Raw genomic sequence first — 25,983 nt, forward strand, 5'->3', positions numbered from 1 at the left:
TTCACACGGCCGTGCTCAGCGAGAGCGCGAAGCGCCCCTTGGCATCCGTCCACCAGTGGGTGCGGGCCAGGCCGGCGGCGGCCAGCTCGGCGCGCACGCCGTCCGGGCGGAACTTGGCGGACACCTCCGTGCGCAGGTCCTCGCCCGCCGCGAAGTCGACGGCGAGGTCGAGCGCCCGGATCTTCACCGTCTGGGCGGTGCGTGAGCGCAGCCGCATCTCGATCCACTCCTCCTCCGGGTCCCACACGGCCACGTGGATGAACATGTCCGGGTGGAAATCGGCCGCCAGTTCGCGGTTGACGACAGCGAGCACGTTCTTGTTGAAGGCCGACGTGACCCCGGCCGCGTCGTCGTAGGCGGCGACCAGCACCTGCTCGTCCTTCACCAGGTCGGTGCCGAGCAGCAGCGCGTCCCCGGGAACCATGAGCGCCCGCACCGCCGTGAGGAACGCCGCCCGCTCGGCGGGCAGAAGATTGCCGATGGTGCCGCCGAGGAACGCCACCAGCCGTGGCCCCGGCGTCTCGGGCAGGGCGAGGCCCTGCGTGAAGTCGGCGATCAGCGCGTGCACGTCGAGTTCCGGGCGCTCCTCGAGCAGCGCCTCGCCCGCCAGGACGAGCGCGCTCTCGCTCACGTCCACGGGGACGTACGTGTGCAGGCCGGTGAGCGCGTCCAGCAGGTGCCGGGTCTTCTCGGAGGAACCGGAGCCCAGCTCCACCAGGGTGCGCGCACCGGTGGCGGCGGCGATCTCCGTGGCGCGGTCGCGCAGGATCTCGCGCTCCGCGCGGGTCGGGTAGTACTCGGGCAGCGCCGTGATCTCCTCGAACAGGGCGCTGCCGCGCGCGTCGTAGAACCACTTGGGGGGCAGGGTCTTGGGCGTTCGGGTGAGGCCGCTTCGGACGTCGGCGCGCAGTGCGGCGCCGGTGGCGTCCTCGGGCAGCGTGCGGGTCACGCGGAACGGGCTCATGCCGCGACCTCCTTGAGGGGGCTCAGCTCGACTTCCGTGGGGGTGGCCACCAGCAGGGACCGCTCCGGCACCGGCTGCCACCCGGGTTCGTCGTCGTACGGCTCGGAGGCCACGACGACCCGGGGGCCGGGACCGGTGCGGTACCACAGGGCGTCACCCCACGATGTCGCCATGATCGCCGAACCGTTGGTCAGCAGCAGGTTGAGACGGGACCCGGGGGCGGCCCGGGCGACCTCCTGCACCGTGTCCGCGAGCGCCTGCCCGGCGCGGTCGCGGTAGTCGCCGTGCCGCAGCCGGTGCAGCACCAGCGCCCAGATCAGGGCGGAGTCGCTGCGCGCCGCCAGCTCCAGCAGGGCGGCTGGCGGCAGGCCGGCGGCGAGCGGCGCGAGCGAGCCCGGCCAGCCGCCGACGGCACCCGTGTGGCTGAACAGCCAGGGCCCGTCGGCGAACGGGGCGGCGGCGGCCTCCCCGTCCGCGCCGGAGAGCGTGGCGTCGCGAACGGCCGCGAGCAGCGCTCCGGTGCGCACCACCCGGGCGAGGTCCACGACCGACTGGTCGGCCCAGATCGGCCCGAACCTGCGGTACCGGGCGGGCACCGGATCGCCCTCGGCGTACCAGCCGATCCCGAAGCCGTCGGCGTTGACCGTGCCGTGCTCCTGCCGGCGCGGCGCCCACGACTGCCGCATGAGGCTGTGCGGCGGGGCGAGGACCACCTCGCCGAACGGCACCGAGGGCCCCAGATAGGCCAGGTGGCGGCACATCAGAGCGCCCCCTGGGAGCGCTCGGCGGGCGTCGCGTCCCGTGCGGTGCGGAAGCCGGAGAAGATCTGCCGCCGTATCGGGTAGTCCCAGTTGCGGAACGTGCCCCGGCAGGCCACCTCGCCCACCGCGAACGAGCCGCCCCTCAGCACCTTGTAGTCGGGGCCGAAGAACACCTCCGAGTACTCCTTGTAGGGGAAGGTGACGAAGCCCGGGTACGGCAGGAAGTCGCTCGACGTCCACTCCCAGACGTCCCCGATGAGCTGGCGCACCCCGAGCGGCGACTCGCCGGCCGGGTAGCTGCCGGCCGGTGCCGGGCGCAGGTGGCGCTGCCCCAGGTTGGCGTGCTCGGGCCGCGGGTCGGCGTCGCCCCAGGGGAAGCGCATCGTGCGGCCGGTGACCGGGTCGTGCCGCGCGGCCTTCTCCCACTCGGTCTCGCTGGGCAGCCTGCGGCCCGCCCAGCGCGCGTACGCGTCCGCCTCGTACCAGCTCACGTGCAGCACCGGCTCGTCCGGCGGCACCGGCTCGGTGACACCGAACCGGCGCCGCAGCCACATGCCGCCCTCCTGCCGCCAGAACAGCGGTGCGGTGACGCCGTGCTCGCGGATGTACGCCCACCCCTCCGGCGTCCACCAGCGCTGCTCCTCGTACCCGCCGTCGGATATGAAGAGCTGGTAGGCGCCGTTGGTGACCGGCACCGTGTCGATGAAGAACGGCGGCACCAGCCTGCGGTGCGCCGGGCGCTCGTTGTCCAGCGCCCAGGGCTCGGTGGAGGTGCCCATGGTGAAGGGGCCGCCCGGCACCAGCACCTCGGCGGGCCCGGCGAAGCCGGATGGCTCAGGATCGGGGGCACTGAGGGCCGCGGGGCCCTTGCGGAGCTGGTGCGTGATGAGCATGGTCTCGTCGTGCTGCTGCTCGTGCTGCGCGATCATGCCGAAGGCGAAGCCGTCGTGGGTGAGCGGGGTGCCGCGGAACTCGATGCGCTCCAGCAGGTCGAGCGCCCTGCCGCGCACCTCGGCCGCGTAGCTGCGGGCCTCGCCGGGGGCCAGCAGCGGCAGCGTGGGCCGCTCGGAGCGCGGGTGCTCGAACGCGTCGTAGAGCGGGTCGATCTCCGGGCGCATCGCGTCACGGCCGGCCACCGCGCGCAGCAGCCACAGCTCCTCCTGGTTGCCGATGTGCGCGAGGTCCCACACCAGCGGTGACATCAGCGGTGAGTGCTGTGCCGTCAGGTCCGCCTCGTCGACGCACTCGGTGAGCAGTGCCGTGCGCTCGCGGGCCGCGAGCAGGGCCGCGAGGGCGCGCCCGCGCAGCGCGTCCGGGTCGGCCGTGGGGGCGGTTGGATCGGTCATGACAGCGCGTCCTTCCCCTGCTGGGTGTATCGGTCCATCAGCTCGTCCGCGGGGCAGCGCCCGCGGACCACATAGCGCTCGTTGTAGGCGCCCACGGCGTCCAGCACGGCCGTGCCGGCGCCGATCCTCGGGAGCGCGTCCAGCGCCGCGGCGAAGCAGACCACGGCGGCCTCGTGCAGCTCCCGGTCGGCGAGGGCGTGCCGCGCCGCCGCCAGCCAGAGCGCGTTGCGCGGCGCGGGTCTCGCCCCCGCACGCTCCGCCAGTGGCTTGACGGCGCGGTAGGCGGTCTCCGCCGCCGCGGCGTCGTCGAACAGCGCGGTCGTCACGGCGAGCGGGACGATCCAGCCGTCGTCGCCCGGCTGGGCGTCGATCATGCGCAGTTCGAGGTGGCCGCGCGGCCGCACCGGCGGGAAGAGGGTGGACAGGTGGTAGTCGAGGTCGGCCCGGGTCGGCGGGCGGGGCCCTCCGTCGCGCGCCCACGCTCTGAAGGACAGGCCCTCCGGCACCAGCCAGGGCCCGTCGTCCCCGCGCACGCACATCACGGGCGCGTCCAGCGCCCGTCTCGCCCACGCCGCACGGGGCTCCTGGTCGAGTCCCGGCGCGGCGGACCTGCCCGGTTCGATGCCGGCCCACAGGGCCTGCCGGGTGGAGCGCCAGCCGCTCGGCAGGCCGCCGATCAGGGGAGAGTTGGCGAACGCGGCGACCAGCACGGGGCCGAGCAGATGGGCGAGCCGCCAGCGCCGGCCGTGGCCCAGCGGGCCCGGTTCCTCGTATCCGGCGTCGACGCAGACCTGCACGGAGGCCGAGGAGCACATCATGCCCCGGCCCGCCGGACCCGCGCGGTCCAGATACGTCTCCATGGCGTCGTACCGGGGCTCGCGCAGCAGCCGCGTGGGGGGACGCCAGGGGTCGGTACCGAGACCGGTGAGGGTGAGATCGAGAGCCTGGAGTGCCTCGCGTACGAGCGCCAGGTCGGCCGAGACCGCGGTGACGCACTCCATGAGGGACGTGGCGGGCAGCGAGCTCAGCTCAAGCTGGCCGCCGGGTTCGACGGTCAGCGCCGAACTCAGGGACGGTTCTTTGACGGCGGCACGTGCCGCTTCGAAACGGGCGGGCGTGATCGGGGCGGTGGGGCGTCCGGGCTCGTGCAGGAGCCATTCGACCTCCACGCCCACCGTCCGCGGCGGGCCCGTCTTGAAACAGATGCCGCGAACCAGGGCGTCCAGGTCGGCCCCGAGGATATCGGGGCCGTCCTCCGTACAGTTCGCCTCGGGCATGTCGAGAGCCTCCTGATCCTGCGGTCGAGAACCACGGACCGATCCGGACCCACACGGCCCGGTCGGCCACATATGTCCCACCCAAGCCGATCACGACGGCGCACACAAGAGTGCTTCGAACTTACGTCTGATTACGGCTCCCGGACATCGGCCACGGCCACCGGGTGCCGCGCGGTCCTCAGGGGCCCCGAAGGCTCCTCAGCGCCAGCCGTAGCGCAACTGCAGCCGGTGGATCACCAGGTTGAACCGCATCCGGTCCAGCGCGCACGCCTCCCGCCGCATGCCCTTCTCGTGCACACGCAGCACCCGGTCGATGTCCACCCATGAGTCACGGCCTTCCCGGTCCCACGGCCCGCTCCCGATCGGCACCCACTCCCGGTCGCCGTCGTGCCGCTTGCTCGACAGCTGGACGGCGAGCAGGGTGCCCATCGCCTCGCGGGCGACGACCAGTACCGGCCGGTCCTTGCCCCGGCCGTCGTTCTCTTCGAACGGTACCCAGGTCCAGACGATTTCGCCGGGATCGGGATCTCCGTCATGTTCCGGGGCATATTCGGTCCGCACCCGCCCGACCCGGTCCGGCCGGGCCTCGGTGGTGGCGGTGGGCCCGCTGCGGCCCGGGGTGTCTTCGGTCTGCGGGTGATCGATGCGCTCAGTCACGCGGGTCACGTTAGAACCAGGGTCCGTCCCCGCCCCGGGCGGGGCGGGGCGCTGCCGGAAGGCCGTGGTTTTACGGGAGTTCGCCCCACAGCGGCGTGTGAGTGGAAAAATACGGGGCGTCATGGTGCAGATACCGAAACAGCATGGACCGCGGCCGACCGGGGGACAGCGCCCCGGCGTGCCGGCCGCCGCTCCCTTAGCCGAGGCGGCCCCCGCCCCCGCCCTGCCCCGCGCCCCCGCACCGGTCGTCCGACCCGCTCCCACCAGCGCGGACGTCGCCCGGCTCGCGGGTGTCTCGCGGGCCACGGTCTCGTATGTGCTGAACAACACCAGCACCATGCGGATCAGCGAGCCCACCCGCCGGCGGGTCAGGGCGGCCGCCGAGGAACTGGGCTACGTGCCCCACGCCGCGGCCCGCAGCCTGCGCGCCGGGCACAGCCGCCTGGTGCTGATGCCCTCGTCCAACGTTCCGCTCAGCCCCTTCTACGGCAATTTCCTGAGCGATCTCCAGGCGGCACTGGGCCGTTTGGAGTACACCGTCGTCCAGTACGGGGGCCTCGGACGCACCGGGGACGCCGCGGCGCGCGCCTGGGCCGAGCTGCGTCCGGTGGCCGTGCTCGCGCCCTCCGGGGCCGGGCTCGGGCCGGGGGGTGTCTCGGTGCTCAAGCGCTCCGGCGCGCGGGCGGTGCTCACCCTCGGTCCCGAGCGGGTCGACGGCGCGCACGCCCTGCTCACCGACCACAGCCTGGTCGGGCAGTGCGCCGCCGGGCACCTGCTGGCCCGCGGCCGCAGGCGCATCGGGGTGGTGGTGCCCGCCGAGCCGGGCCTCGAGGTGTTCTCCCGGCCCATCGCGCAGGGCATGCGGCTCGCCGCCGAGGACACCGGGGCCGAGATCAGGGAGGTCCCGCTCGCCCATACCGAGGAGGCCGCGTCCGGTCTCGCGCGCCGCTGGAGCGCTCTCGGACTCGATGCCGTGTTCACCTACAACGACGAGTACGCGATGCTGCTGATGCGCGCCCTGCAGGACGAGGGTGTGTCGGTACCCGGCGACACCGCGGTGATGGGCGCCGACGACCTGATGCTCTGCCGGCTGCTGCGGCCCCGGTTGAGCACGGTACGGATCGGGCTGCCGTCCGGCCGGGCCCTTGCGGAGCTCGTCGACCGCCTGGTGCGCACGCCGGGCACGCGCGCCGAGGCGCATGACCTGCTGGCCGCCACGGCGGTGCAGCGGGAGTCCACCTGACGGGAGCGGGCGCCCCTGGGCGACCCGCCGGGGCGCGGCCCTCCGAGGACCGCGCCGAGCTCGGCGCCGTACGCGCACCGGCCCGGACCCGGGCAGCATGAACCGGGCCCGGGCCGGTGGAAGCCGGGGCTTGGGTGGAAAGCGGGTGCCTTACTCGGCCGCGCCGCTGCCCTCGGCGGGCCCGCTGCCGTTGGGCTGCGCGCCCTGCCGGCCCTGCGCCTCCGCCTGGGCGATCGAGTTGCGGACCTCGTCCATGTCCAGGTTCCTGGCCTGGCCGATGACATCCTCCAGTGCGGCCTCCGGCAGCGCCCCGGGCTGGGCGAAGACGGCGACCTGGTCGCGGACGATCATCAGCGTCGGGATCGACTGGATACCGAACGCCTGTGCAAGCTCGGGCTGGGCCTCCGTGTCGATCTTCCCGAAAACCAGGTCGGGGTTGGATTCCGCGGCCCTCTCGTAAACGGGCTCGAACTGCTTGCACGGTCCGCACCACGACGCCCAGAAATCGATCAGGACGAAGTTGTTGTCCGTGACCGTCTGGTCAAAGTTGTCCTTGGTGAGCTCGACGGTGCTGCTCATGGGCGTCCTTACCTCTTCCTGAATATCCGGACTCCGGTTCCCGGATCCGGTGCAGCCGCTGGCACAACGGATACGGACCGGTACGTATTCCGCGCGCGTACCCGAGTGGCTGCGATGCACACCTGCCCTCAGACTGGCGCTCATGACGGACGTGATCGAGTTCGACGTGGTGGTGCTGGGCGCGGGCCCGGTGGGCGAGAACGTCGCGGACCGGGCCCGCGCCGCCGGCCTGAGCACGGCCGTGGTGGAGGCCGAACTGGTGGGAGGCGACTGCTCCTACTACGCCTGTGTACCCAGCAAGGCCATGCTCAGGCCGGTGATCGCGCGGGCGGAGACACGCATGGTGCCCGGCGTGCGGGACGCCGTGCAGGGGCCGCTGGACGTGGCCGAGGTCTTCGCCCACCGCGACTACTTCACGTCGAACTGGAAGGACGACGGCCAGGTCGACTGGCTGAAGGGCATCGGCGTCGAGCTGTACCGGGGCCAGGGCCGGATCGCCGGACCCCGCCGGGTCACCGTCACCCGCGCGGACGGCAAGGTGACGGAGCTGGCGGCGCGGCAGGCGGTGGCCGTGTGCACCGGCAGCCGCGCCGCGCTGCCCGACCTGCCCGGCATGGCCGAGGCGCGGACCTGGGACAACAGGAACGCCACCTCGGCCCATGATGTGCCGGGCCGGCTCGTCATCGTCGGCGGCGGCGTCGTCGCCTGCGAGATGGCGACGGTCTGGCAGGCGCTGGGCTCCCGGGTCACCGTGCTGGTACGCGGGCGGGGGCTGCTGCCGCGGATGGAACCGTTCGCCGGGGAGCTGGTCGCCGACGCCCTGCGCGAGGCGGGGGCCGTGGTGCGCACCGGCACCGCGCTGGCCTCCCTCGCCCGGGACGACGACGGCGTCAGGGCCGAGCTCGCGGGCGGCGGCAGCGTGGAGGCCGACGAGATCCTCTTCGCCATCGGGCGCGTCCCGCGCACCGACGACATCGGGCTCGACACCATCGGCCTCGAACCCGGCTCCTGGCTGGACATCGACGACACCTGCCTGGTGAAGGGCACCACCTGGCTGTATGCGTGCGGTGACGTCAACCACCGTGCGCTCCTCACCCACCAGGGCAAGTACCAGGCGCGCATCGCGGGCGCCGCCATCGCCGCGCGCGCCCAGGGCGTGCCCATCCTGGAGACCGACCCGTGGGGCCTGCACACGGCCACCGCCGATCATCATGCCGTGCCGCAGGTCGTCTTCACCCACCCGGAGGTCGGCGCCGTCGGCCTCACCCTCGCCGAGGCCGAGAAGCGGGGCCTGCGGGTGCGTGCGGTCGACCAGGACATGGCCTCGGTCGAGGGGGCGGCGCTCTACGCGGACGGCTACCGCGGTCGCGCCCGGATGGTCGTCGACCTCGATCGGGACGTGCTCGTGGGGGTCTGTTTCGTCGGCCCTGGCGTCGCCGAGCTCCTGCACTCGGCCACGATCGCCGTCGCCGGCGAGGTCCCCGTCGAGCGCCTCTGGCACGCCGTGCCGTCCTTCCCCACGGTGAGCGAGGTGTGGTTGCGGCTGCTGGAGGAGTACCGGGACAGTTGAGGCTGGCGCCCGCGCGCCGCCGCGGTCTGCGGGCGCCCGTCCGTACGACGGCGTGCGGGCACGACCAGCGCACGGGGGGTGGGCGAGTGCGAAGGCGTACGGGCGGCAGGATGGGGAGCCGGGTCCGGGGCCGGAAATGGAATCGGCGACGGAGCCGGGGCCGGAGCCGGCGGCGGCCGGGGGCCGGCACATGACCGCGCCCGCCGCCGCCCCCGCGGCGTTCCGGGACGCCCGTGTGCTGCGCTGGCTGGCCGCCTACACCTGCTCCGTCACCGGTGATGTCGCGTACTTCATGGCGCTGTCGTGGGCCGTCGCCCGGGCGGCCGGGCCCGCGCAGGTCGGCGCCGTGGTCGCGGTGGGCGCCCTGCCGCGGGCGGTCCTCATGCTGGGCGGCGGGGTGCTCGCCGACCGGTGGGGGCCGCGCCGGGTACTGATCGGCAGCGACCTCGTCCGTGCCGTGGTGGTCCTGGCAGTCGCGGCCCTCACCGCGGGCGCGGGCCCGCGGTTGTGGCCCCTGTGCGGCCTCGCCCTGGTGTTCGGCTCGGTCGACGCCGTCTTCATGCCCGCGGTCGGCGCGCTGCCGGTCCGGCTGACCTCGCCGGACCAGCTGGCACGGGTGCAGGGACTGCGGAGCCTCGCGGTCCGGCTGAGCAACGCGGTGGGCCCGCTGCTCGCCGGGGTGGCGCTGTCCACGGGCGGGGCGGCCATGGCGTTCACGGTGTCCGGGACGCTGTTCGCCCTGTCCCTCGCCTTCCTGCTGGCGCTGCGGATCGCACCGCTCGCGGCGGCCGGTGCGCCGGGTGCGACCGGCGCCTCCGTCGGCGCCGGCGGCCGAGCGGGCGCCGGAGAGGACGGCGCGGCCTCCACCGCAGCAGTTGCGGAGGGCGAGGCCCGGGAGCAGGCGGCCGGACCTCGTGCACCCCGGCCCACGGCATGGGCCGATCTCCGGGCAGGGCTGCGGCGGTTGCGGAGCCGGCCGCGGCTGCTGATGCTGGTGATCGTGGTCGCGCTGGGCGACATGTGCTTCAGCGGCCCCGTCGCCACCGGCCTGGTCCTGCTGACCACAGGGCGCGGCTGGCCGCCCGCCGCACTCGGCTGGATCCTCACGGCCTTCAGCGTGGGCGGGGCCGTTACGGGCCTGAGCCTCGCGGTCGCGCCCCGGGTGCCGGGCGCCGGGCCGGTCATGGCCGCCGCGCTCCTGGTGGCCGCCGCCGCGATCACGGCCGTGGGCCGGGCACCGACGGCAGCGGCCGCCGTGGTGCTGGGCGGTGCGCTGGGCGCCGCCTCCGGGGTGGCGTCCGGCCTCGGCAACGCGCTGGTGCAGCGGGAGACCGAGCCCGCGTATCAGGGGCGGATCACCGCCGTCACGACCCTCTGCACGCTGGGTGTCAGCCCCCTGCTGCTGCCGGTGACCGGCCTGGTCGCGGCCGCGTGGGGCCCCGGCGCCCTCTTCGCCGGGTTCGGCGCGGTGTGCCTGACGGCTGCCGTGCTCGCCTGCACACCCGTCCTGAGGGGGATCCGCCTTCCGGGGACCGGAACGGAAACCCCGTGAACGCCCTCACTGCCCCCCGAGTCCCGTCGTCGCCACCGACTTGACGATGTGCCGCTGGAAGAGCATGAACACGATGACCAGCGGAAGCGCGGCGAGCACCGCCGAGGACATGGTCTGCGCGTACTGGATGCCGTACGCGTCCTTGACCGAGGTGATGCCCACCGGAAGCGTCATCAGCGACGGGTCCGACGTCGAGACGAACGGCCAGAGGAAGTTGTTCCAGGCGGTGATGAAGACGAAGATCGCGACGGCGGCCAGCATCGGCCTGGAGAGCGGCAGCATGACGGACCGGAAGATCCGCCAGTGCCCGGCGCCGTCGATCCTGGCGGCCTCCTCCAGCTCACGGGGGAGGGTGTCGAAGTGCTTCTTCAGGATGAAGACCATCATGGGCATCACGGTCTGCGGCAGGATGACCGCCGCGTAGGTGTCGATGAGCCCCAGCGTGAGCATCTGCTGGAACCACGGCACGATCAGCACCTGCTGCGGCACCAGGATCGCCGCCACCGTCAGGGCGAACAGCCATCTGCGGCCGGTGAAGAGGGTCCGCGAGAAGGCGTAGCCCGCCATCGCGGAGACCAGCACCGTGACGAGGGTGACGGCCGTCGATATCAGCAGGCTGTTGAACATCCACAGCGGCAGGTCGCCCCGTTCGACGACGGTGCGGAAGCCCTCCAGCGTGAAGCCGCCGCCCGGCCAGACCCAGTGCGCGGCGTCGCTGGCGTCCTTCTCCGACTTGAACGACGTGAGCAGCGCCCACAGCAGCGGCAGCAGCCAGGCGGCGGCGAGCACGGCCAGTGCGGCGAGGGCCAGGATCCTGGCGAGCGGGCCGCTGCCCAGGGTGAGGTTGGTGCCCGTCGCGAAGGCGGGCCGCCGGCCGGCGCCGCGCACGGGCATCCGCCGGGGAGCCTCGGAAGGCGCGGGGCACATGGGCAGTTCGGTGGAGGTCATGTCACTTCTCCCTGCGGCGGAAGGCGGTGAGCTGCGCGACGGAGGCGACGACGACCAGCGCGAAGAAGACGTAGCTGATCGCGGAGGCGTAACCGAGCCGGTAGCCGGTGAACCCGACGTCGTAGACGTACTCGATGACCGGCCTGCTCGCGCCGTTCGGGCCGCCCTTCGTCAGCAGGTACACCTGGTCGAAGACCTTGAGCGAGGCCAGGACCTGCAACACCGTGACCACGCCCGTGATCCGGCCGAGCCCCGGCAGCGTGATCGACGCCAGCCGCCGCCACGCACCGGCGCCGTCGATGGCCGCCGCCTCGTAGAGGTGGTCGGGGATCGACTGGAGGGCGGCGAGGTAGAGCAGGAAGTTGAAGCCGACGGTCCACCAGAGGGTGGCGAGCGCGATCGCCCAGAGCGCCACCGACTCGTTGCTCAGCCAGGGGACACCGTCCAGCCCCACCGCGCTCAGCACATGGTTGTACAGACCGAGGTCCGGCTGGTAGAGCCAGGTCCACAGCAGGCTCACCACACCGACCGGCAGCAGGTACGGCGCGAAGAAGGCGAGCCGCCACACCCACTGGCCCGGCAGCCCGGTGTGCACGAGCAGCGCCATCACCAGCGCCACCAGCACCAGCGGCACCGTCGAGATCAGGGTGAAGAGCACGGTGTGCCACACCGCCCGCCACATCTCGCCGTCGCCCAGGGCCTCGGCGTAGTTGCCGAGGCCCACGAAGGACGGCACGTGGGCGGAGAGCGAACGGTCGGTCAGGCTCATCCACAGTCCCTGGACCAGGGGCCAGACCATGAACACCCCGAACAGAGCCAGGAAGGGCAGCGCGAACAGCAGCCCCGGGCTGAGGAAGCGGCGCACGGCGGTGGCCGCGGACGGGCGCGGCGCGGCTGGGGGAGCGGACATCGTGGTGCCTCCTGCGCTCGGGCTCACGCCGGACTCGGCTTGGAGAGGAAGGTGTTGAGGCGCTCGACCATGGCGCGCGCGGCCGCCTTCGGCGCGAGACCGTTCAGCAGCGCCTGCTGGAGCACCTGGCACATCGCGTTCTGGAAGTCGGAGCCCGCTCCCGCGAACCAGGCGGCCGGGTCCAGCACCACGTGGTCCTGGGCCGCCGCGTACCGCGACTGCGGCATCAGACGCGCGTACGCGGCGGTGCGGGTCACCGGGCGGTAGGCGGGGATGTGGCCGGCGGTGGCCCACACCTGGCCCGCCTTGAGGAGGGCGGCGACCGCACGGTGCGCCCGCCTGCGGTGGGCGGGGTCCGGGTGCGGGCGGTGCGGCAGCACGAACGAGTGCGAGTCGGCGTAGACCGCGGGCGTGCCGAAGACGGTGGGGAAGGGCGCGGCGCCCACCTTCGGGTCGGCGCCCTGGAAGGTGGGCAGCTCCCACTCACCTGAGAGGGTCATGGACGTCTGGCCGCCCACGAAGCTCGCGAGGCCCGCGGGGTAGTCGAGCGCCTTCGGGTTGACCTTGCCGTCGGTGATCCTCGCCATGAACGCGATGACCTCCGCCATCCTGTCCTCATCGACCTTCGCGGGACCGCCGTCCGGCAGTTCCAGCCCGGCGCCGGTCTGCCGGTACAGGCCGTAGAACAGCCGCCATCCCTGGGCGGGGTCGTTGACGTAGCCGAAGGAGATGCCCTGCTTGCCGGAGGCCTTCGCCAGCTCGCGGCCCGCCTCGATGAACCGCGCGGGCGACGAGAACGCCTCCTGGTCCAGGGAGCCGTCCGGCCTCAGCAGGCCCGCCTTCCCGGCCGGGCCGGGGTGGAAGAACACGATGAACGGGTGGGTGTCCAGCGGCACGGAGTAGGTGTGGCCGCCGGACTGGGCGCGCGCCCAGACGCTCGGCGCGAAGTCCTCGCGGCGGATGCCGTACTCGGCGAGCAGCTCCGGGTCCCAGGGGTCGAGCAGCCCCGTCGGCGCGTAGCCGGGGAGCCGGGACATGTGCAGGATCGCCACATCGGGGCCGCGCCCGCCCGCCGAAGCCATGGCGAGCTTGGTGTAGTAGGGGGTGCCCCACTCCAGCACGGTGCGCTCGATCCGGGTGCCGGGCATGTCCGGGCGGGCCTTGTCGATCATGGCGTTGAGGTTGGCTCCGTCGCCGCCCTGGAACAGGTCCCACAGCCGCACCGTCCGCTCGTCCGCGGCGAGTGCCGAGCCGCATCCGCTGAGGGCCGAACCCCCGAGCAGCAGACCGGCCGAGGCGAGCGAGGCCCGTAGCACCCGGCGGCGTGTCGCACCGGTGCCGCCGCCGGGGCCGGCGGCACGGGGGAGAGGCAGGTCGACCATGAAATGCCCTTCCTGTGTGTCGAGGTATGTCTTGGCGCGGGGTGGCAGCCGGTTTCAGGGCCCGCCCGGGCGCCGGGTGGCGGGACGCGGGAGGTGCCCGGCGTCCCGCCCGGGTCTCAGGGCGCCGGGGTCCGCTCGGCCGCCCGCGGCTCGCCACCGGGATCGGCGCGGGCGCCCGACTCGCAGGCCGCCGGGCGCTGCTGGACGCCGCGCAGCAGACCGGTGTCGATCTTCTCCGAGCGGTCGAAGCCGTAGACCCCGTTGCGCTCCTGGAAGACGTCGGTGAGCTGGGTGTAGCAGTAGCCGAACATGCCGGGGTCGTCGAGCAGGACTTCCACCAGGCCGGTGAAGCGGGCGACGAACTCCTCCGCGGTGCGCGGGCGCTCGCCGTACCCCCACGAGGAGTCGCGCTCGTCGCCCGCGGCGGTCCCCGCGGCGGCCGGGTCCCACCAGATGCCGCCGAACTCGCTGCAGAAGTACGGCTGCCCGCGGTACGGCACCGACCAGGGCCTGCCGTCCGGGGCCGCGTTGACGTGCGGCCTGCCCTCGGCCAGGCCCGCCATGATCGTGGCGAACGCCTCGGGGTCCTGCTCGTAGCAGTGCGAGTCGTAGACGTCGGTCTCCGCGATCCGGTGCGCGTAGCCCGAGGCGTCGATCACCGGGCGCGTGGTGTCCGTCGCCTTCGTCGCAAGGAACATGGCGCGGGTGACGTCGTCGAGCCGGGTGATGCGGTCGTGCAGGGGCTGGTAGGTCTCGTTCAGCGGGCACCAGCCGATCACCGCCGGGTGCGAGTAGTCGCGCTCCAGCGCCTCCAGCCACTCGGCCGCGTAGGACGCGTCCGGTCGCTGGTTGCCGTCCCGCTCGCCCACCTCGCACCCCCAGTCGCCGAACTCGCCCCAGACCAGGTAGCCCAGCCGGTCGGCGTGGTACAGGTAGCGCTCCTCGAAGACCTTCTGGTGCAGCCGCGCGCCGTTGAATCCCGCCGCCATGCCGAGGCGGATGTCCCGCTCCAGGTCCGCGTCGCCCGGCGCGGTCATCAGCCCGTCCGGGTAGTAGCCCTGGTCGAGGACGAGGCGCTGGAAGACCGGCTCGCCGTTGAGCAGGACCCGCTTGCCGTGCAGGGCCACCGAGCGCAGGCCGGCGTACGAGCGCACCTGGTCGACCACCTCGCCCCGCTCGTCGAGCAGTTCGAGGCGCAGGTCGTACAGGTGCGGGTCCCCGGGCGACCAGGGGCGCACCCGGTCCTCGGGGAGGGTGAGCACCAGGCGCGGGCACAGGTCCAGGTCGGCCCGTGCGGTGGCCCGCACCGCCTGACCGTGCTCGTCGCCGAGGACGGCACGCACCCGGTGGCCCGGCAGGTTCGCGGTGACGGGAAGCTCCAGGTGGAACGCGCCCGAGCCCAGGTCGGGGGTGATCCGGGGCCGCTTGAGACGGGCGGCGAGGGGCACCGGTTCCAGCCACACCGTCTGCCAGATGCCGGTGGTACGGGTGTAGTGGCAGCCGGAGTTGGCGTACCAGGTGGACTGCTTGCCGCGGGCCTGCGGGCCGTGGCGGGTGTCCCGCGCCCGGACCACGATCACCGCCTCGATGCCGGGCTCGACGACCCCGTCCAGATCGGCCGTGAAGGGCGTGAACCCGCCCCGGTGGCGCGCCACCTCCGTGCCGTTCACCCACACCGTGGTGTCGTGGTCGACGGCGCCGAAGTGCAGCAGGACCCGGGAGCCGGCCCAGGACGCGGGGACCGTCACGGTCCTGCGGTACCAGACGGCCTCCATGAAGTCGCTCTCGCCGACGCCCGACAGCGTGGACTCCGGGCAGAACGGCACGGTGATGACGCCTTCGAGCTCGCGCTCCCGCAGACCGCGTTCGAGGCCGGTGTCCGACCGGTCGATCTCGAACTGCCAGCGGCCATTGAGATTCAGCCAGTCCGCACGGACGAACTGGGGCCGGGGGTACTCGGGACGCGGAACGTCCGAGTGCGGCGGGGCAGAGGCCATGGTGCTCCTCGCGTACGCAGGTGCGATTCGGTGCGGGGTCATGCCACCACTTGCTTACATCGATGTAAATGGCTGCGGCGGAGCCAGTGCGGCGCGAGACCGATTCGTGATGCTCGGTACGATCATGGCGGCGGAAGGGAACAGAACGTGGTGGCCAAGCCGAGGCTCAAGGACGTGGCGGAGTACGCGGGCGTCTCCCCGAAGACCGTCTCGAACGTGATCAACGACTACGAGCACGTCTCGGAGCGCACCCGGGCCGTCGTCCGTGAAGCCATCGACGCGCTGGGATACCGGGTGAACCTCGCGGGCCGCCAGCTGCGCCGCGGGCGCACCGGCATGCTCGCGCTCGCGGTGCCGGAGCTGGACGTCGCCTACTTCGCCGAACTGGCCCGGCACGTCATGCTGGAGGCCGACCGGCGCGGCGGCACCGTGCTCATCCACGAGACCGGCGGGCGCCGCGAGCGGGAGCTGGCCGCGGTGCACGGCTTCGACGCGCAGTTCACCGACGGGGTGATCCTCAGCCCGCTCGCCCTGCTGCCCCGCGACCTGGCCAACCGCGACACCCGTCTGCCGCTGGTGCTGCTGGGCGAGCGGACCGCTCCCGGCGGCGCCGACCACGTCGGCATCGACAACGTCGGCGCGGCGCGGGAGGCGACCGCCCACCTGCTCGCCCGCGGCCGGCGCCGTATCGCCGTGGTGGGCGGCGCGCTGCGCGGCCCCCAGGGCACCGACCGGCTGCGCACCCACGGCTACCGCGAGGCGCTGCGCCCCGCCGGCGTGCCCTTCGACGCCTCCCTGGTGGTCCCCGTTCCCGCCTTCCACTGGCAGGACGGGGCGCGCGCCGCCGCCGAACTCGCCGACCGCCCCGACCGGCCGGACGCGCTGCTCTGCCTCAACGACCACCTGGCGCTGGGCGCGGTGCGGGCCCTGCACGAGCGGGGCCTGGCGGTCCCGGACGACCTGGACGTGGTGGGCTTCGACGACATCGAGGCCTCGCGGTTCAGCATCCCGACCATAAGCACGGTGGCTCCCGACAAGCAGGAGATCGCCGGCGCCGCCGTGCGCCTGCTGCTGGACCGCATCGACCAGCCGGATGAGACCCGGCCTCCCGTGGAGCACGTGGCGGCCCACCGGCTGATCGTGCGGGAGAGTTCGGGGGGCTGAGCGGGTGGCGGGGGCGGCCCTCCGCCTCGAACCCTCGCCGCCACCGTCGCCCTCTCCGCGTGCCGCCGCGCCATTGACAGGTCCACGTCCCGTCCTTACCGTCGTCGCGACATGGTTACATCGATGTAAATCCCGTGGCGCGCCGGAGGGGCCGCGGCGGGTTCCGGCCGAGACGTGTCACGGAGGGATGCCGTATGTCCGCACCGCTTCCCGCTCACCGGGCAGGCCGCAGGGGCCTGTTCGCCGCCCTGCTGCTCGGGCTCCTCGCGCTGCTCGCCGGCTCGCTGCCCGCGGTGGCCGCCCCCGGCGCGGGGCCGTCCGCCCGCGACCGGGCGCCGGCGCTCGCCGCGTCCGGCACCTTCCGCAACCCGCTGAACACCGGCCCTGACCCGTATCTGACGTACGCGAACGGCGCCTACCACCTGACCACCACCCAGGGCGGCAGCATCAGGATGTGGAACTCGCCGTCCCTGGTCACCCTGCTCACGGCGGACCCCGTCACCGTCTGGACCGACAGCGACCCCTCGCGCAACCGCGACATCTGGGCCCCGGAGTTCTACCGCTTCGGCGAGCGCTGGTACCTCTACTACACGGCCGACGACGGCGTGGACGACCACCACCGGATCTACGTCCTGGAGTCCGACCGCGACGACCCCGCGGGCCCCTACCACTTCAAGGCGAAGCTCGCCCCGCCCAACCACGCCCAGGACTTCGCCATCGACCCCGGCATCCTCCAGGTCGGCGGCAGGCTGTATCTGGCCTACAGCGGGATCAACCAGTACCAGCACAACGGCCTCAACATCGCGCCGCTCTCCAACCCCTACACCGTCTCGGGCGACGCGGTCGCCATCGACGCGGACGGCGGCTGCCCGGAGGTGCGCGAGGGGCCCGAGTTCCTCTACCACGGGGGCCGGACGTGGATGACGTACTCGACGTGCGACACCGGCAAGCCCGACTACCAGCTCTGGATGATGTCGCTGCCGGACGGCGCGGATCCGCTGGTGCCCGGCAACTGGACCCAGCACCAGGGCCCGGTGTTCTCCCGCGCCGACGCGAACGGCGTCTACGGCCCGGGGCACCACGCCTTCTTCCGCTCCCCGGACGGCACCGAGGACTGGATCGTGTACCACGCCAAGAGCACGGCCGCCTACACGTACGACAACCGCACCACCCGCGCCCAGCGGTTCAGCTGGCGCGCCGACGGCAGCCCCGACCTGGGCACGCCGCTGGCGACCGGGGCCACCCAGGACCTGCCGTCCGGCGACCCGGGGCCGGGCGCGTACTGGATCAACGACGACGGGCGCTCCAGCGGTGCCGGGAGTGTGGCGTTCACCGGGACCTGGAACTCCGGCACGGGTTGTGCGGCGCAGTGCTTCTGGGGCGACGACCACTGGCTCGACCAGGCGGGGGCGACGGCCACCTTCTCCTTCACGGGCACCCGGATCGCGCTGCTGTCCGTGCGCGACGTCGGCAACGGCTATGCGGCGATCAGCGTCGACGGCGGCCCCGAGCAGCAGGTCGACTACTACGGTGCCCTCCGCACCGGCGAGGTGGTGCAGTACATCAGCCCCCGGCTGGCGCCCGGGCCGCACACCCTGCGGATCAGGGTGACCGGCCGGCACGACCCGGACTCCGGGGCATCCTTCGTCAGCGTGGACCGCGCCGAGGTCTACACGGACTGAGCGCGGCGTCCCGCCCCGGCCCGCTCCCGGACTCCGGGCACCGGGCCCGGTACGTCCGCCGGGGGGCGGGCTAGGTTGTAGCCATGAGCAATCTCGAACGAGAGGCCGTGGCCACGCCATGCGGCGGGCGGGGGTTCGTCGTCGCCGAACCGGTGCGCGAGCTCCTCAGCCCCCGGCGGGTCAAGCTGGGGGAGTCCACCGAGGTCCGCCGCCTGCTGCCGAACCTGGGCCGCCGCATGGTCGGCGCCTGGTGCTTCGTGGACCACTACGGTCCGGACGACATCGCCGACGAGGCCGGCATGCAGGTCCCGCCGCATCCGCACATGGGCCTGCAGACCGTGAGCTGGTTGCACGAGGGCGAGGTGCTGCACCGGGACTCGCTGGGCAGCCTCCAGACCGTCCGCCCCTACGAGCTGGGGCTGATGACGTCCGGGCGGGCCATCAGCCACTCCGAGGAGAGCCCCCGCGGGCACGCCAGGCTGCTGCACGGCGCACAGCTCTGGGTGGCGCTGCCCGACGGCTACCGGCACAGCGAGCCGCACTTCGAGCACCACGCCGCCCTGCCCGCCGTCACCGCACCCGGCCTCACCGCCACGCTCATCCTCGGCTCGCTGGACGGCACGACCTCCCCGGGGACCACCTACAGCCCGCTCGTCGGGGCCGACCTCGCCTTGTCCGCCGACGCCGAGGCCCGCCTGCCGCTGGATCCCGACTTCGAGTACGCCGTCCTCGGGATGGCCGGCGAGATCCGCGTCGACGGCGTGCCCGTGCAGCCCGGCGCCATGCTCTACCTCGGCTGCGGCCGCACCGAGCTGCCGCTGCGCGCCGGTTCCGACGCCTCGGTGATGCTGCTCGGCGGGGAGCCGTTCGCCGAGGAGCTGGTGATGTGGTGGAACTTCATCGGCCGCAGCCATGAGGAGATCGCCCAGGCCCGCGAGGACTGGATGACCGGCCCCCGCTTCGGCGAGGTGCACGGCTACGACGGCGATCGGCTGCCTGCTCCCGAACTGCCCCCGGTCGCGCTGAAACCGCGGGGACGGGTGCGCTGAACCGGGCGAACCGTCACGCGGCCGGCGCGCACACGGTGGACACGGCGGTCCGCGAACAGCACCGTCGGCGATGACGGGGCCGGTGGCGTTGTCTACGGCGTGGTCGGTCGAGTCGCGATGGCCGTCAGGCGGGGCGAAGGCGAGGGCCGAGCCCCTGCCGAGGTCCGTGCCGGACCCGGGGAGTGATGCGGCTGTGGATCTTGCGAGGATGACCGGCGCACGCCGTCCCCGTCGAAGGAGGCCGGGCATGACCCGATCCACACCCTTGACCGTCCCCGAGTGGCGCGAGTTCCTCCTCGGCTACAGCTCCGAATACCTGGACTCCGCATACCTGCGCGAGCTGGCGGAGGACGGGCGGGGCGACGTGGACACCGTCCAGCGCCGTACCCGGTGGCTCGGCTACGGGCCGGCCGGCGAGAAGGAGATCCTCGCCGCCGAGGACCGGCTCGGGATCCGGCTGCCGCCGAGCCACCGGAACTTCCTGCTGGCCAGCAACGGCTGGAGTGCCATCGCCCACTCCCTGTACGAACTGGTCAAGGTCGAGGAGATCGGGTGGTTCCCCGATGCGGACCCCGGGATGTGGGACGCCTGGTCACACGATGAGGACATCACGGAGCAGCTCAGGCGGTCCATACTCCTGTCCGGGCCTGCCGACGGCGACTACTGGCTGCTCGACGCGAGCAGCATCGGGCCGGACGGCGAGTGGAGGGCCTACTGGTGGTGGGCCGGCGACGGGGAGGACCCCCATCCGTACGACAGCCTCGCCCAACTGGTGGTCAGCGCTCGGGAGGAGTGGTCCCTCGCCGGCTACGGCGAACGCTGACGGTGTGCCGGGTCGGGGACGGGGTGCCGTGCACTGCGTCCGTCGCCGGGCCTCCCGCCGACCCGGGCGTGCCCGCACGCCCGAAGCGACACCGTAGGCTGCCACCCCGGCACCCGCCCCCGACCCAGGAGCGCGCACCATGTCCGACCTCGCCCGGGAGTACCCGTACCCCGACGCTCTTCGACCTGACGACAACCCCGCGCCGCACGCCCTGCTCGCGCCGCTGATCGGGTTCCTCGGCGCGTGGACAGGCCGGGGCCGCGGCGGGTATCCCACGCTCCCGGAGGAGTTCGAGTACACGCAGCAGGTCACCTTCCGGCACGACGGGCGGCCCTTCCTCCACTACGAGTCGCGCGCCTGGCTGCTCGACACGGACGGCACGCCCCTGCGGCCCGCGGCCCGCGAGAGCGGCTGGTGGCGGCTGGGTCCCGAAGGGCGCGTGGAGGCGCTGATCACCCAGCCCACCGGCATCGCGGAGATCTCGGTCGGCCGTGCGGAGCGCGGAGCGGTCGACCTGACCACCCACCAGGTGGCGCTGGCTCCCACCGCCAAGGAGGTCACCGCCACCCGACGCCGCTACACGCTGGTGAACGAGGGCACGCTCGACTTCGTCCACGACCTCGCGGCCGTCGGCGAGCCACTGCACCACCACCTCTCCGCACGGCTTCGACGGGACGGCTGAGGCCGGACCGTGCCGCCGGGCCGCTGAGCGGGTACGACACCGCATTCCGTGCCGGTGGTGCGGACGCGGCCCGGGCCGTGGACCGCCCACTCACGCCCGCCCCGGGGCCCGCGCCGTGCGAGGCTCGCCCCGGTTCGGGCGGCCGAGCGTCAAAACCTTGACCAAATCCCTGCACTGGTGCCTGCCTTGTCACCGCTCTCGTGATCGAGTTCCCTCCACCACCCCCATTTCGCATACGGTTTCGAGGAGGGAACAACGTGTCACCATCGAGACGCGGGAGACGGTGGCTCGCGGGCTGTGCCATCACCCTGGCGGGTGTGCTGGCCGCCGTGCCGGCCTCCGCGGCACCAGGCGGGAAGGCGAGCCCGTTCGGTGCCCGCGAGATGAAGGCGCAGGCCAAGGAGCGCCTGTCGGCGGCCGGCCGGTCCCATGCCGCGCTGCGGGACGACTCCGACGACGACGGCAACGAGTCCGAGGAGATAGCCGAGGGCGCGCAGCAGTTCGCCGAGGCGCGCACCGCCCCCGGCGTGGTCGCCCCCGGAGCCTTCGGCGCGGCCTGGAAGGACCTCGTCGGGCTGCCGAGCACCGGTCGCTGGAAGAACATCACCGACCTGCCCTACGACTCGGACGACCGGCGCTACCGCGACATCGACTCCAACTCCAGCGGCGGTTCCGGCCTGGTCACCGGCCGCATGGCCGCGATGGCCGCCGACGACGACGGCCATGTGTACGCGGGCAGCGCGGGCGGCGGTGTCTGGCGCTCCGGCACCGGCGGCGGGCACTGGACGCCCATCAGCGACGACCTGCCGACCCAGGCGACCGGTGCGCTGGCGCTGGACGGCACGGGCCGGCTGTGGCTCGGCACCGGAGAGGCGACCACGAACGCCGACGCCTACCTCGGCAGCGGTGTCTACGTGCTGCCGGACCCGCGGCACGGCACGTTCTCCCCGCGCACCCGCGTCGGCGGGGACGAGCTGGAGAGCACCACCATCCACGAGCTGCGGTTCGGGGCCGGCAAGGTGTGGGCGGCCACCAGCGAGGGCGTGTGGAGCCACTCGACCAAGGACCTGTCAGGGCACTGGAAGCTGGAGTACGCCCCCAACCCCGACTACCTCCCCGGGCATTCCAAGGCGAAGGACCCCGAGGCGCCCTACAAGAACATCACGAACGACATCGCCGTCGACCCCGAGGACCCCGGCAAGGTCCTGCTGGCCGTCGGCTGGCGCAGCGGTGACGACTACAACGGCCTCTACGCCAAGAAGGACGGCACCTGGCAGAAGGTGACGACCGGACTCGGCGACCTTCCGTCCGACCCGGACCAGATCGGCCAGGTCACCTTCACTCCCTCCGCCGACGGGTCGCGCTACTACGCGATCGACCAGTCGCCCGAGGAACTGGAGGCCAACCCGGACAGCTCGCTGGAGGGCGTCTACGTCTCCAGGTCCGGCTCGCCCTTCGGCCCGTGGACGAGGATCGCCGACTACAAGCAGCTTTCGGCCTCCGGCTCCGCGCTGACCGAGCCGGGCTTCATGCCGGGTGTGCAGGCCTGGTACAACCAGTTCCTCGCCGTGGACCCGGCGGACGCCGACCATGTGTACGCGGGCCTGGAAGAGGTCTACGAGAGCAAGGACGGCGGCGCGAAGTGGTCGACGGTCGGCCCGTACTGGAACTTCGACTTCCCCTGTTGGAACATCGACCCCGGCAAGCAGACGGGTGACTGCCGGCCGACCACGCACTCCGACCAGCACGGCGTCGCGATCGGCAGCTACCACGGCAAATCGTACGTGTACGTCGGCAACGACGGCGGCGTCTACAAGCGCCCCGTCAACGGCTCCGAGGACGCCGAGGGACACGCCACCGACTGGACGTCGCTGAACGACGGCACCATCGACACCCTCCAGTACTACTCGGTCGGTGTCGGCAAGGACCCCGACCGCGGCGGTGTCGCGGTCACCGGCGGCCTCCAGGACAACGGCCAGTCGGAGCTGCGCGCGGGCGACAAGGTGATGGGCTCCAACTTCGGCGGCGACGGCACCACGACGATCACCGACCCCGCCGACGGCTGCGACATCGCCCAGGCGTACGTCTACCTCCAGATCCAGGTCACCCAGAACTGCGCCGTCAACGACGGATCCTGGGTGGACGACCCGGGCAAGGCCACGTCGTACTCGGTGGCGCCGCCCGACAACGAGACCGGTGAGGCCCGTTTCGTCGCTCCGATGTCGGCGGACATCAAGGACAGTTCGACCTGGGTCGCGGGCGGGCGCCACGTGTGGGTGCAGACCCACGGCTACGGCATCCGCAGCGGTGACGAGTGGACCGACGCGTTCGACCTCGGCGAGGGCCGCACCGCGACCGCGGTCGCGTCCTCGGGCGGCAGGGTGTACGCCGCGTGGTGCGGCCCCTGCGACAGCGAGGGCTTCGCGCGTGGCATCGCGGTCGGCAACGCCGACGGCAGCGGCTGGCACCAGATCGGCCTTCCCACCGACGCCACCGTGCCCAACCGCTACGTGAGCGGATTCGCGATCGACCCGAAGAACGCCGATCACGTGTATCTCACCGTCAGCGGCTTCTCGCGGCAGTGGACCGAGGGTCCGGGCGCCGGCGTCGGCCACGTCTTCGAGTCCACGGACGGCGGCACCACGTGGAAGGACGTCTCCGGCAACTTCCCGGACGTGCCCGCGGACTCCGCCGTCATCACCCCGACCGGCGGCCTGGCGGTCGCCACCGACCTCGGCGTGGTGTACCGGGCCCCGCACGCCACCACGTGGAAGCGGGTCGGATCGCTGCCGGCGGTGGCCGTCCTCCAGATGGAGATCGGCCCCGACGGCCTGCTCTACGCGGCCACGCACGGGCGCGGGATCTACACCACCCGGGTCGGCGACCTGAGGTGACGGGACCGCGCCCGGCGCCCGCATCCACGCGGGCGCCGGGCGCGGCGTACCCGCGCCGGCGCAGGACCGGCCCGCCGGCCAGGGGAGCCGCCGGAGGACGCCGGACGGTCGGACTGTTCTACTGTCCTGTCTTATGACATTTTCGATCGTGGCCCGGTCGGGTCCGGCCTTCGGCATAGCGGTGGCGAGCAAGTTCCTGGCAGTGGGCGCCGCGGTGCCGGCCGCGGAGGCCGGGGTGGGGGCGGTGGCCACCCAGGCGTCGGCCAATCTCCGCTACCGGCCCCAGGGGCTCGCGCTGCTGCGTACGGGCCTGGACTCCGCCGACGTGGTCGCCGCCCTCCTGGCCGCGGACCGGGACCGCGCGCACCGCCAACTCGGCATCGTCGGCCCCGAGGGCGCGGGCACCACGCACACCGGCGAGGAGTGCCTGGACTGGGCCGGCGGTGTGGCGGGGGACGGCTACGCGATCCAGGGCAACATCCTCGCCGGCCCCGAGGTGGTCGAGGCCATGGAGGCGGCCTGGCTGTCGTCGCCGCAGGCGCCGTTCGGCCGGCGCCTGGCCGCGGTGCTGGCCGCGGGGGACACGGCCGGTGGCGACCGCCGGGGCCGCCAGAGCGCGGCCCTGTACGTGGTCGCTCCGAGCGCCGGGTACGGCGGTGGCAGCGATGTCGCCTGCGACCTGCGGGTGGACGACCACCCCGACCCCGTCGGCGAGCTGAAGCGGCTGATGGACGTCCACGAGCTGTTGTTCGGCAAGGCCGACCCGGACACCCTGCTGGACCTGACGGGTGAGCTGGGGGAGGAGGTCCGGCGCCTGGTCGCCGCGCGCGGGCATGCCTGCCTGGACACCTGGGCCGGGGTGGAGAACCTGGAGGACCGCCTGGTTCCCGGCAGGATCGACCCGGTGGTGCTGGCCCGTCTGAGGGAGGACGGGGCTCCGGAGGGGGCGTAAGGGGCGTAGCCACCCCTCACGAGCGGAGTGCCGGCGTCAGACCGGCGAGTTGCCAGCGTGCTGAAGCCGGGCCGTCAGCCGGGGCCCGGCTGGTCGGGGCCGGCCCGCTGGATGGCGACCACCGCGGCATCGTCCCGCAAGGGCGCCTTCACGTGGCGTTGCAGGTCGTGCAGCAGTTGCCGGACCACGATGCCGGGGTTGTCCCAGTCCCACCCCTCCGCGCAGTGCGCGAGGGGGAAGAACGTGCCGTCCGGGTCGCGGGCCTCGGTGACGCCGTCGGTGTAGAGCAGGAGCACGTCGCCACCGTCGAAGGTGAAGGCGCGCGTGCGGTAGGACCGGGCACCCGGCATGCCCAGGCCCAGCGGAGGGTCCGTCTCGGTGTCCACGGTCTGGAGCCGGTCCCGCCGGTGCAGGAGCGGGGGTACGTGCCCGGAGTTGATGACGTGGGCCGGGCCGGGGGCGTCGGGGATGTCGAGGACCGCGGCCGTGGTGAAGAACTCCGTGGTCTCGTCGGGCCGGTCCGGCTCGCCGACGGGCATCGACATCCGGGTCTCCATGTACGCCATCAGCTCGTCGAGGGCCGGGATGCGGGGCGCGGCCTCACGGAACACGCCGAGCAGCAGGGCAGCGTCTCCCATGGCCGTCGTGCCCTTGCCCATGACGTCGCCGATCAGCAGCCGCGTGCTGTACTCGGTGCGCGCGGCGGCGTAGAGGTCGCCCCCGATGAGTGCCTCGTTCTCCGCCGCCAGGTACAGCGACTCCACCCTCAGGGGGCCGATGCGCTTCGGGAGCGGGCGCAGCACGGCCTGCTGGGCGGCGACCGAGACCCGTCTGACCTGGCCCAGCTCGCTGGCCCGCAGGTCCTGGAAATAGCGGAACAGGCTGACCAGGCCGGTGATGACCACGATGGCGATGGCGAATGCGACCACGTTCTCGGTGGAATCCCGCCTGGGCAGCAGGCTGGTCAGCACCTGCGCCACGACCGCCAGCGCACCGACCGCGCAGGTGAGCCGTGGCCCGGCGAAGGAGGCGGTGATGGCGGGAGCCACGATCAGCAGCGAGCCGAGGTGCACCTCCGCGGGGGCCAGCACGTCGGCGAGCACGATCCCGGCGATCAGGCTGAGCGGGAAGATCACTGCCGTGCGCGGCTTCGTGGTGCCCAGGGTCCGCGCGACCCGAGTCAGCAGTTCCCTTCGCTCCGCACGCACGGCCTCTCCTTCCCAAAAGGGGAGAAACATCGCTGATAGTCCGATCGGTGAGCATAGCGGACGGGTGCGTTCCGGTCGGACGGTGACGGCCCCCGGGTTTTCCCGGAGTGAGGGGACGGCCGCACCTGCCCGTGCCCGGTCCGTCATGTGGCGCGCCGGCACCTGCACGACGGCCGCCGTCGCGCGCCGCCACCGGAGCTTCGGCCGCTGACGCCCGGCCGCTGACGCCCCGTCCGCCGGGTCGTCCCTCAGGGGCCTGGCGCCGTTGTAGATTTCCGGCAGACCGAGAACGGCACCCCCATACCGGAAGCCGCCGGCGCGTGTGGCCTTCCGCAGCGAAGCG

At 73.1% G+C, this 25,983-nt stretch carries 21 protein-coding genes; 10 read left to right on the forward strand and 11 right to left on the reverse strand.

The window, feature by feature from the left end; translation table 11 throughout:
- Position 1 precedes the first annotated feature (1 nt).
- From egtD to Sm713_RS37445, 5 genes are all read right to left on the reverse strand, one after another.
- Complete coding sequence (gene egtD / locus Sm713_RS37425) at positions 2-964, reverse strand: L-histidine N(alpha)-methyltransferase (RefSeq protein WP_212914378.1); 963 nt, start codon at positions 962-964, stop codon at positions 2-4.
- Entirely contained in the window at positions 961-1,725 is a 765-nt protein-coding gene (gene egtC / locus Sm713_RS37430; protein WP_212914379.1) for an ergothioneine biosynthesis protein EgtC, read from the reverse strand. The genes egtD and egtC overlap by 4 nt, the downstream gene beginning before the upstream one ends.
- Entirely contained in the window at positions 1,725-3,071 is a 1,347-nt protein-coding gene (gene egtB / locus Sm713_RS37435) for an ergothioneine biosynthesis protein EgtB (protein WP_212914380.1), read from the reverse strand. The genes egtC and egtB overlap by 1 nt, the downstream gene beginning before the upstream one ends.
- On the reverse strand, positions 3,068-4,348 hold the full coding sequence (gene egtA, locus Sm713_RS37440; RefSeq protein WP_212914381.1) for an ergothioneine biosynthesis glutamate--cysteine ligase EgtA: 1,281 nt from the start codon (positions 4,346-4,348) through the stop codon (positions 3,068-3,070). Before egtA ends, egtB begins: the two co-directional genes overlap by 4 nt.
- A 198-nt stretch (positions 4,349-4,546) precedes the next feature.
- Positions 4,547-5,014, reverse strand: a complete 468-nt coding sequence (locus Sm713_RS37445; RefSeq protein ID WP_374196115.1) for a type II toxin-antitoxin system PemK/MazF family toxin — start codon at positions 5,012-5,014, stop codon at positions 4,547-4,549.
- Positions 5,015-5,126: 112 nt separating this feature from the next.
- Between Sm713_RS37445 and Sm713_RS37450 the strand changes: the two genes are divergently transcribed.
- Positions 5,127-6,248: a LacI family DNA-binding transcriptional regulator gene (locus Sm713_RS37450; protein ID WP_212914383.1), complete on the forward strand. Its 1,122-nt coding sequence runs from the start codon at positions 5,127-5,129 to the stop codon at positions 6,246-6,248.
- 150 nt (positions 6,249-6,398) lie between these two features.
- Here Sm713_RS37450 and trxA read toward each other — a convergent pair whose 3' ends face one another.
- Positions 6,399-6,827: a thioredoxin gene (gene trxA / locus Sm713_RS37455; protein WP_212914384.1), complete on the reverse strand. Its 429-nt coding sequence runs from the start codon at positions 6,825-6,827 to the stop codon at positions 6,399-6,401.
- A 142-nt stretch (positions 6,828-6,969) separates the two neighbouring features.
- On the opposite strand from trxA, the gene Sm713_RS37460 reads away from it, so the two are divergent.
- A complete protein-coding gene (locus Sm713_RS37460; protein ID WP_212914385.1) occupies positions 6,970-8,397 on the forward strand; it encodes an NAD(P)/FAD-dependent oxidoreductase in 1,428 nt (475 codons plus the stop codon).
- 190 nt (positions 8,398-8,587) lie between these two features.
- Positions 8,588-9,949, forward strand: coding sequence for an MFS transporter (locus Sm713_RS37465; protein ID WP_212914386.1), 1,362 nt, complete (start codon positions 8,588-8,590; stop codon positions 9,947-9,949).
- 6 nt (positions 9,950-9,955) lie between these two features.
- Here Sm713_RS37465 and Sm713_RS37470 read toward each other — a convergent pair whose 3' ends face one another.
- The 4 genes from Sm713_RS37470 to Sm713_RS37485 form a co-directional block, all read right to left on the reverse strand.
- Positions 9,956-10,897: a carbohydrate ABC transporter permease gene (locus Sm713_RS37470; RefSeq protein ID WP_212914387.1), complete on the reverse strand. Its 942-nt coding sequence runs from the start codon at positions 10,895-10,897 to the stop codon at positions 9,956-9,958.
- Between the two features lies 1 nt (position 10,898).
- Positions 10,899-11,807, reverse strand: coding sequence for a carbohydrate ABC transporter permease (locus Sm713_RS37475; RefSeq protein WP_212914388.1), 909 nt, complete (start codon positions 11,805-11,807; stop codon positions 10,899-10,901).
- Positions 11,808-11,830: 23 nt separating this feature from the next.
- Entirely contained in the window at positions 11,831-13,189 is a 1,359-nt protein-coding gene (locus Sm713_RS37480) for an ABC transporter substrate-binding protein (RefSeq protein ID WP_212914389.1), read from the reverse strand.
- Positions 13,190-13,305: 116 nt separating this feature from the next.
- Positions 13,306-15,186 carry a glycoside hydrolase family 2 protein gene (locus tag Sm713_RS37485; RefSeq protein WP_212914390.1) on the reverse strand — a complete coding sequence of 627 codons (1,881 nt, stop codon included), beginning with the start codon at positions 15,184-15,186 and terminating at the stop codon, positions 13,306-13,308.
- Between the two features lie 150 nt (positions 15,187-15,336).
- Between Sm713_RS37485 and Sm713_RS37490 the strand changes: the two genes are divergently transcribed.
- The 7 genes from Sm713_RS37490 to Sm713_RS37520 all read left to right on the forward strand — a co-directional run bounded on the left by Sm713_RS37490 (position 15,337) and on the right by Sm713_RS37520 (position 24,432).
- Positions 15,337-16,350 carry a LacI family DNA-binding transcriptional regulator gene (locus tag Sm713_RS37490; RefSeq protein WP_212915099.1) on the forward strand — a complete coding sequence of 338 codons (1,014 nt, stop codon included), beginning with the start codon at positions 15,337-15,339 and terminating at the stop codon, positions 16,348-16,350.
- A gap of 194 nt (positions 16,351-16,544) precedes the next feature.
- On the forward strand, positions 16,545-18,032 hold the full coding sequence (locus Sm713_RS37495; RefSeq protein ID WP_212914391.1) for a family 43 glycosylhydrolase: 1,488 nt from the start codon (positions 16,545-16,547) through the stop codon (positions 18,030-18,032).
- An 83-nt stretch (positions 18,033-18,115) separates the two neighbouring features.
- Positions 18,116-19,081 carry a pirin family protein gene (locus Sm713_RS37500; protein WP_212914392.1) on the forward strand — a complete coding sequence of 322 codons (966 nt, stop codon included), beginning with the start codon at positions 18,116-18,118 and terminating at the stop codon, positions 19,079-19,081.
- A gap of 247 nt (positions 19,082-19,328) precedes the next feature.
- Positions 19,329-19,904, forward strand: coding sequence for an SMI1/KNR4 family protein (locus Sm713_RS37505; protein ID WP_212914393.1), 576 nt, complete (start codon positions 19,329-19,331; stop codon positions 19,902-19,904).
- A 139-nt stretch (positions 19,905-20,043) separates the two neighbouring features.
- Positions 20,044-20,586, forward strand: coding sequence for an FABP family protein (locus tag Sm713_RS37510; protein ID WP_212914394.1), 543 nt, complete (start codon positions 20,044-20,046; stop codon positions 20,584-20,586).
- 257 nt (positions 20,587-20,843) lie between these two features.
- Positions 20,844-23,480: a glycosyl hydrolase gene (locus Sm713_RS37515; protein WP_212914395.1), complete on the forward strand. Its 2,637-nt coding sequence runs from the start codon at positions 20,844-20,846 to the stop codon at positions 23,478-23,480.
- Positions 23,481-23,613: 133 nt separating this feature from the next.
- Positions 23,614-24,432, forward strand: coding sequence for a DUF1028 domain-containing protein (locus tag Sm713_RS37520; protein ID WP_212914396.1), 819 nt, complete (start codon positions 23,614-23,616; stop codon positions 24,430-24,432).
- Positions 24,433-24,506: 74 nt separating this feature from the next.
- Here Sm713_RS37520 and Sm713_RS37525 read toward each other — a convergent pair whose 3' ends face one another.
- Positions 24,507-25,640, reverse strand: a complete 1,134-nt coding sequence (locus Sm713_RS37525; protein WP_249416934.1) for a PP2C family protein-serine/threonine phosphatase — start codon at positions 25,638-25,640, stop codon at positions 24,507-24,509.
- Positions 25,641-25,983: the final 343 nt, after the last annotated feature.

The sequence above is a fragment of the Streptomyces sp. TS71-3 genome, from assembly GCF_018327685.1.
GTDB lineage: Bacteria > Actinomycetota > Actinomycetes > Streptomycetales > Streptomycetaceae > Streptomyces.

What these genes read in the sequence shown, in the direction of transcription:
- egtD (WP_212914378.1), bottom strand. Translation starts at nt 964, where the DNA reads ATGAGCCCGTTCCGCGTGACCCGCACGCTGCCCGAGGACGCCACCGGC.
- egtC (WP_212914379.1), bottom strand. Translation starts at nt 1,725, where the DNA reads ATGTGCCGCCACCTGGCCTATCTGGGGCCCTCGGTGCCGTTCGGCGAG.
- egtB (WP_212914380.1), bottom strand. Translation starts at nt 3,071, where the DNA reads ATGACCGATCCAACCGCCCCCACGGCCGACCCGGACGCGCTGCGCGGG.
- egtA (WP_212914381.1), bottom strand. Translation starts at nt 4,348, where the DNA reads ATGCCCGAGGCGAACTGTACGGAGGACGGCCCCGATATCCTCGGGGCC.
- Sm713_RS37450 (WP_212914383.1), top strand. Translation starts at nt 5,127, where the DNA reads ATGGTGCAGATACCGAAACAGCATGGACCGCGGCCGACCGGGGGACAG.
- trxA (WP_212914384.1), bottom strand. Translation starts at nt 6,827, where the DNA reads ATGAGCAGCACCGTCGAGCTCACCAAGGACAACTTTGACCAGACGGTC.
- Sm713_RS37460 (WP_212914385.1), top strand. Translation starts at nt 6,970, where the DNA reads ATGACGGACGTGATCGAGTTCGACGTGGTGGTGCTGGGCGCGGGCCCG.
- Sm713_RS37465 (WP_212914386.1), top strand. Translation starts at nt 8,588, where the DNA reads ATGACCGCGCCCGCCGCCGCCCCCGCGGCGTTCCGGGACGCCCGTGTG.
- Sm713_RS37470 (WP_212914387.1), bottom strand. Translation starts at nt 10,897, where the DNA reads ATGACCTCCACCGAACTGCCCATGTGCCCCGCGCCTTCCGAGGCTCCC.
- Sm713_RS37475 (WP_212914388.1), bottom strand. Translation starts at nt 11,807, where the DNA reads ATGTCCGCTCCCCCAGCCGCGCCGCGCCCGTCCGCGGCCACCGCCGTG.
- Sm713_RS37480 (WP_212914389.1), bottom strand. Translation starts at nt 13,189, where the DNA reads ATGGTCGACCTGCCTCTCCCCCGTGCCGCCGGCCCCGGCGGCGGCACC.
- Sm713_RS37485 (WP_212914390.1), bottom strand. Translation starts at nt 15,186, where the DNA reads ATGGCCTCTGCCCCGCCGCACTCGGACGTTCCGCGTCCCGAGTACCCC.
- Sm713_RS37495 (WP_212914391.1), top strand. Translation starts at nt 16,545, where the DNA reads ATGTCCGCACCGCTTCCCGCTCACCGGGCAGGCCGCAGGGGCCTGTTC.
- Sm713_RS37500 (WP_212914392.1), top strand. Translation starts at nt 18,116, where the DNA reads ATGAGCAATCTCGAACGAGAGGCCGTGGCCACGCCATGCGGCGGGCGG.
- Sm713_RS37505 (WP_212914393.1), top strand. Translation starts at nt 19,329, where the DNA reads ATGACCCGATCCACACCCTTGACCGTCCCCGAGTGGCGCGAGTTCCTC.
- Sm713_RS37510 (WP_212914394.1), top strand. Translation starts at nt 20,044, where the DNA reads ATGTCCGACCTCGCCCGGGAGTACCCGTACCCCGACGCTCTTCGACCT.
- Sm713_RS37520 (WP_212914396.1), top strand. Translation starts at nt 23,614, where the DNA reads ATGACATTTTCGATCGTGGCCCGGTCGGGTCCGGCCTTCGGCATAGCG.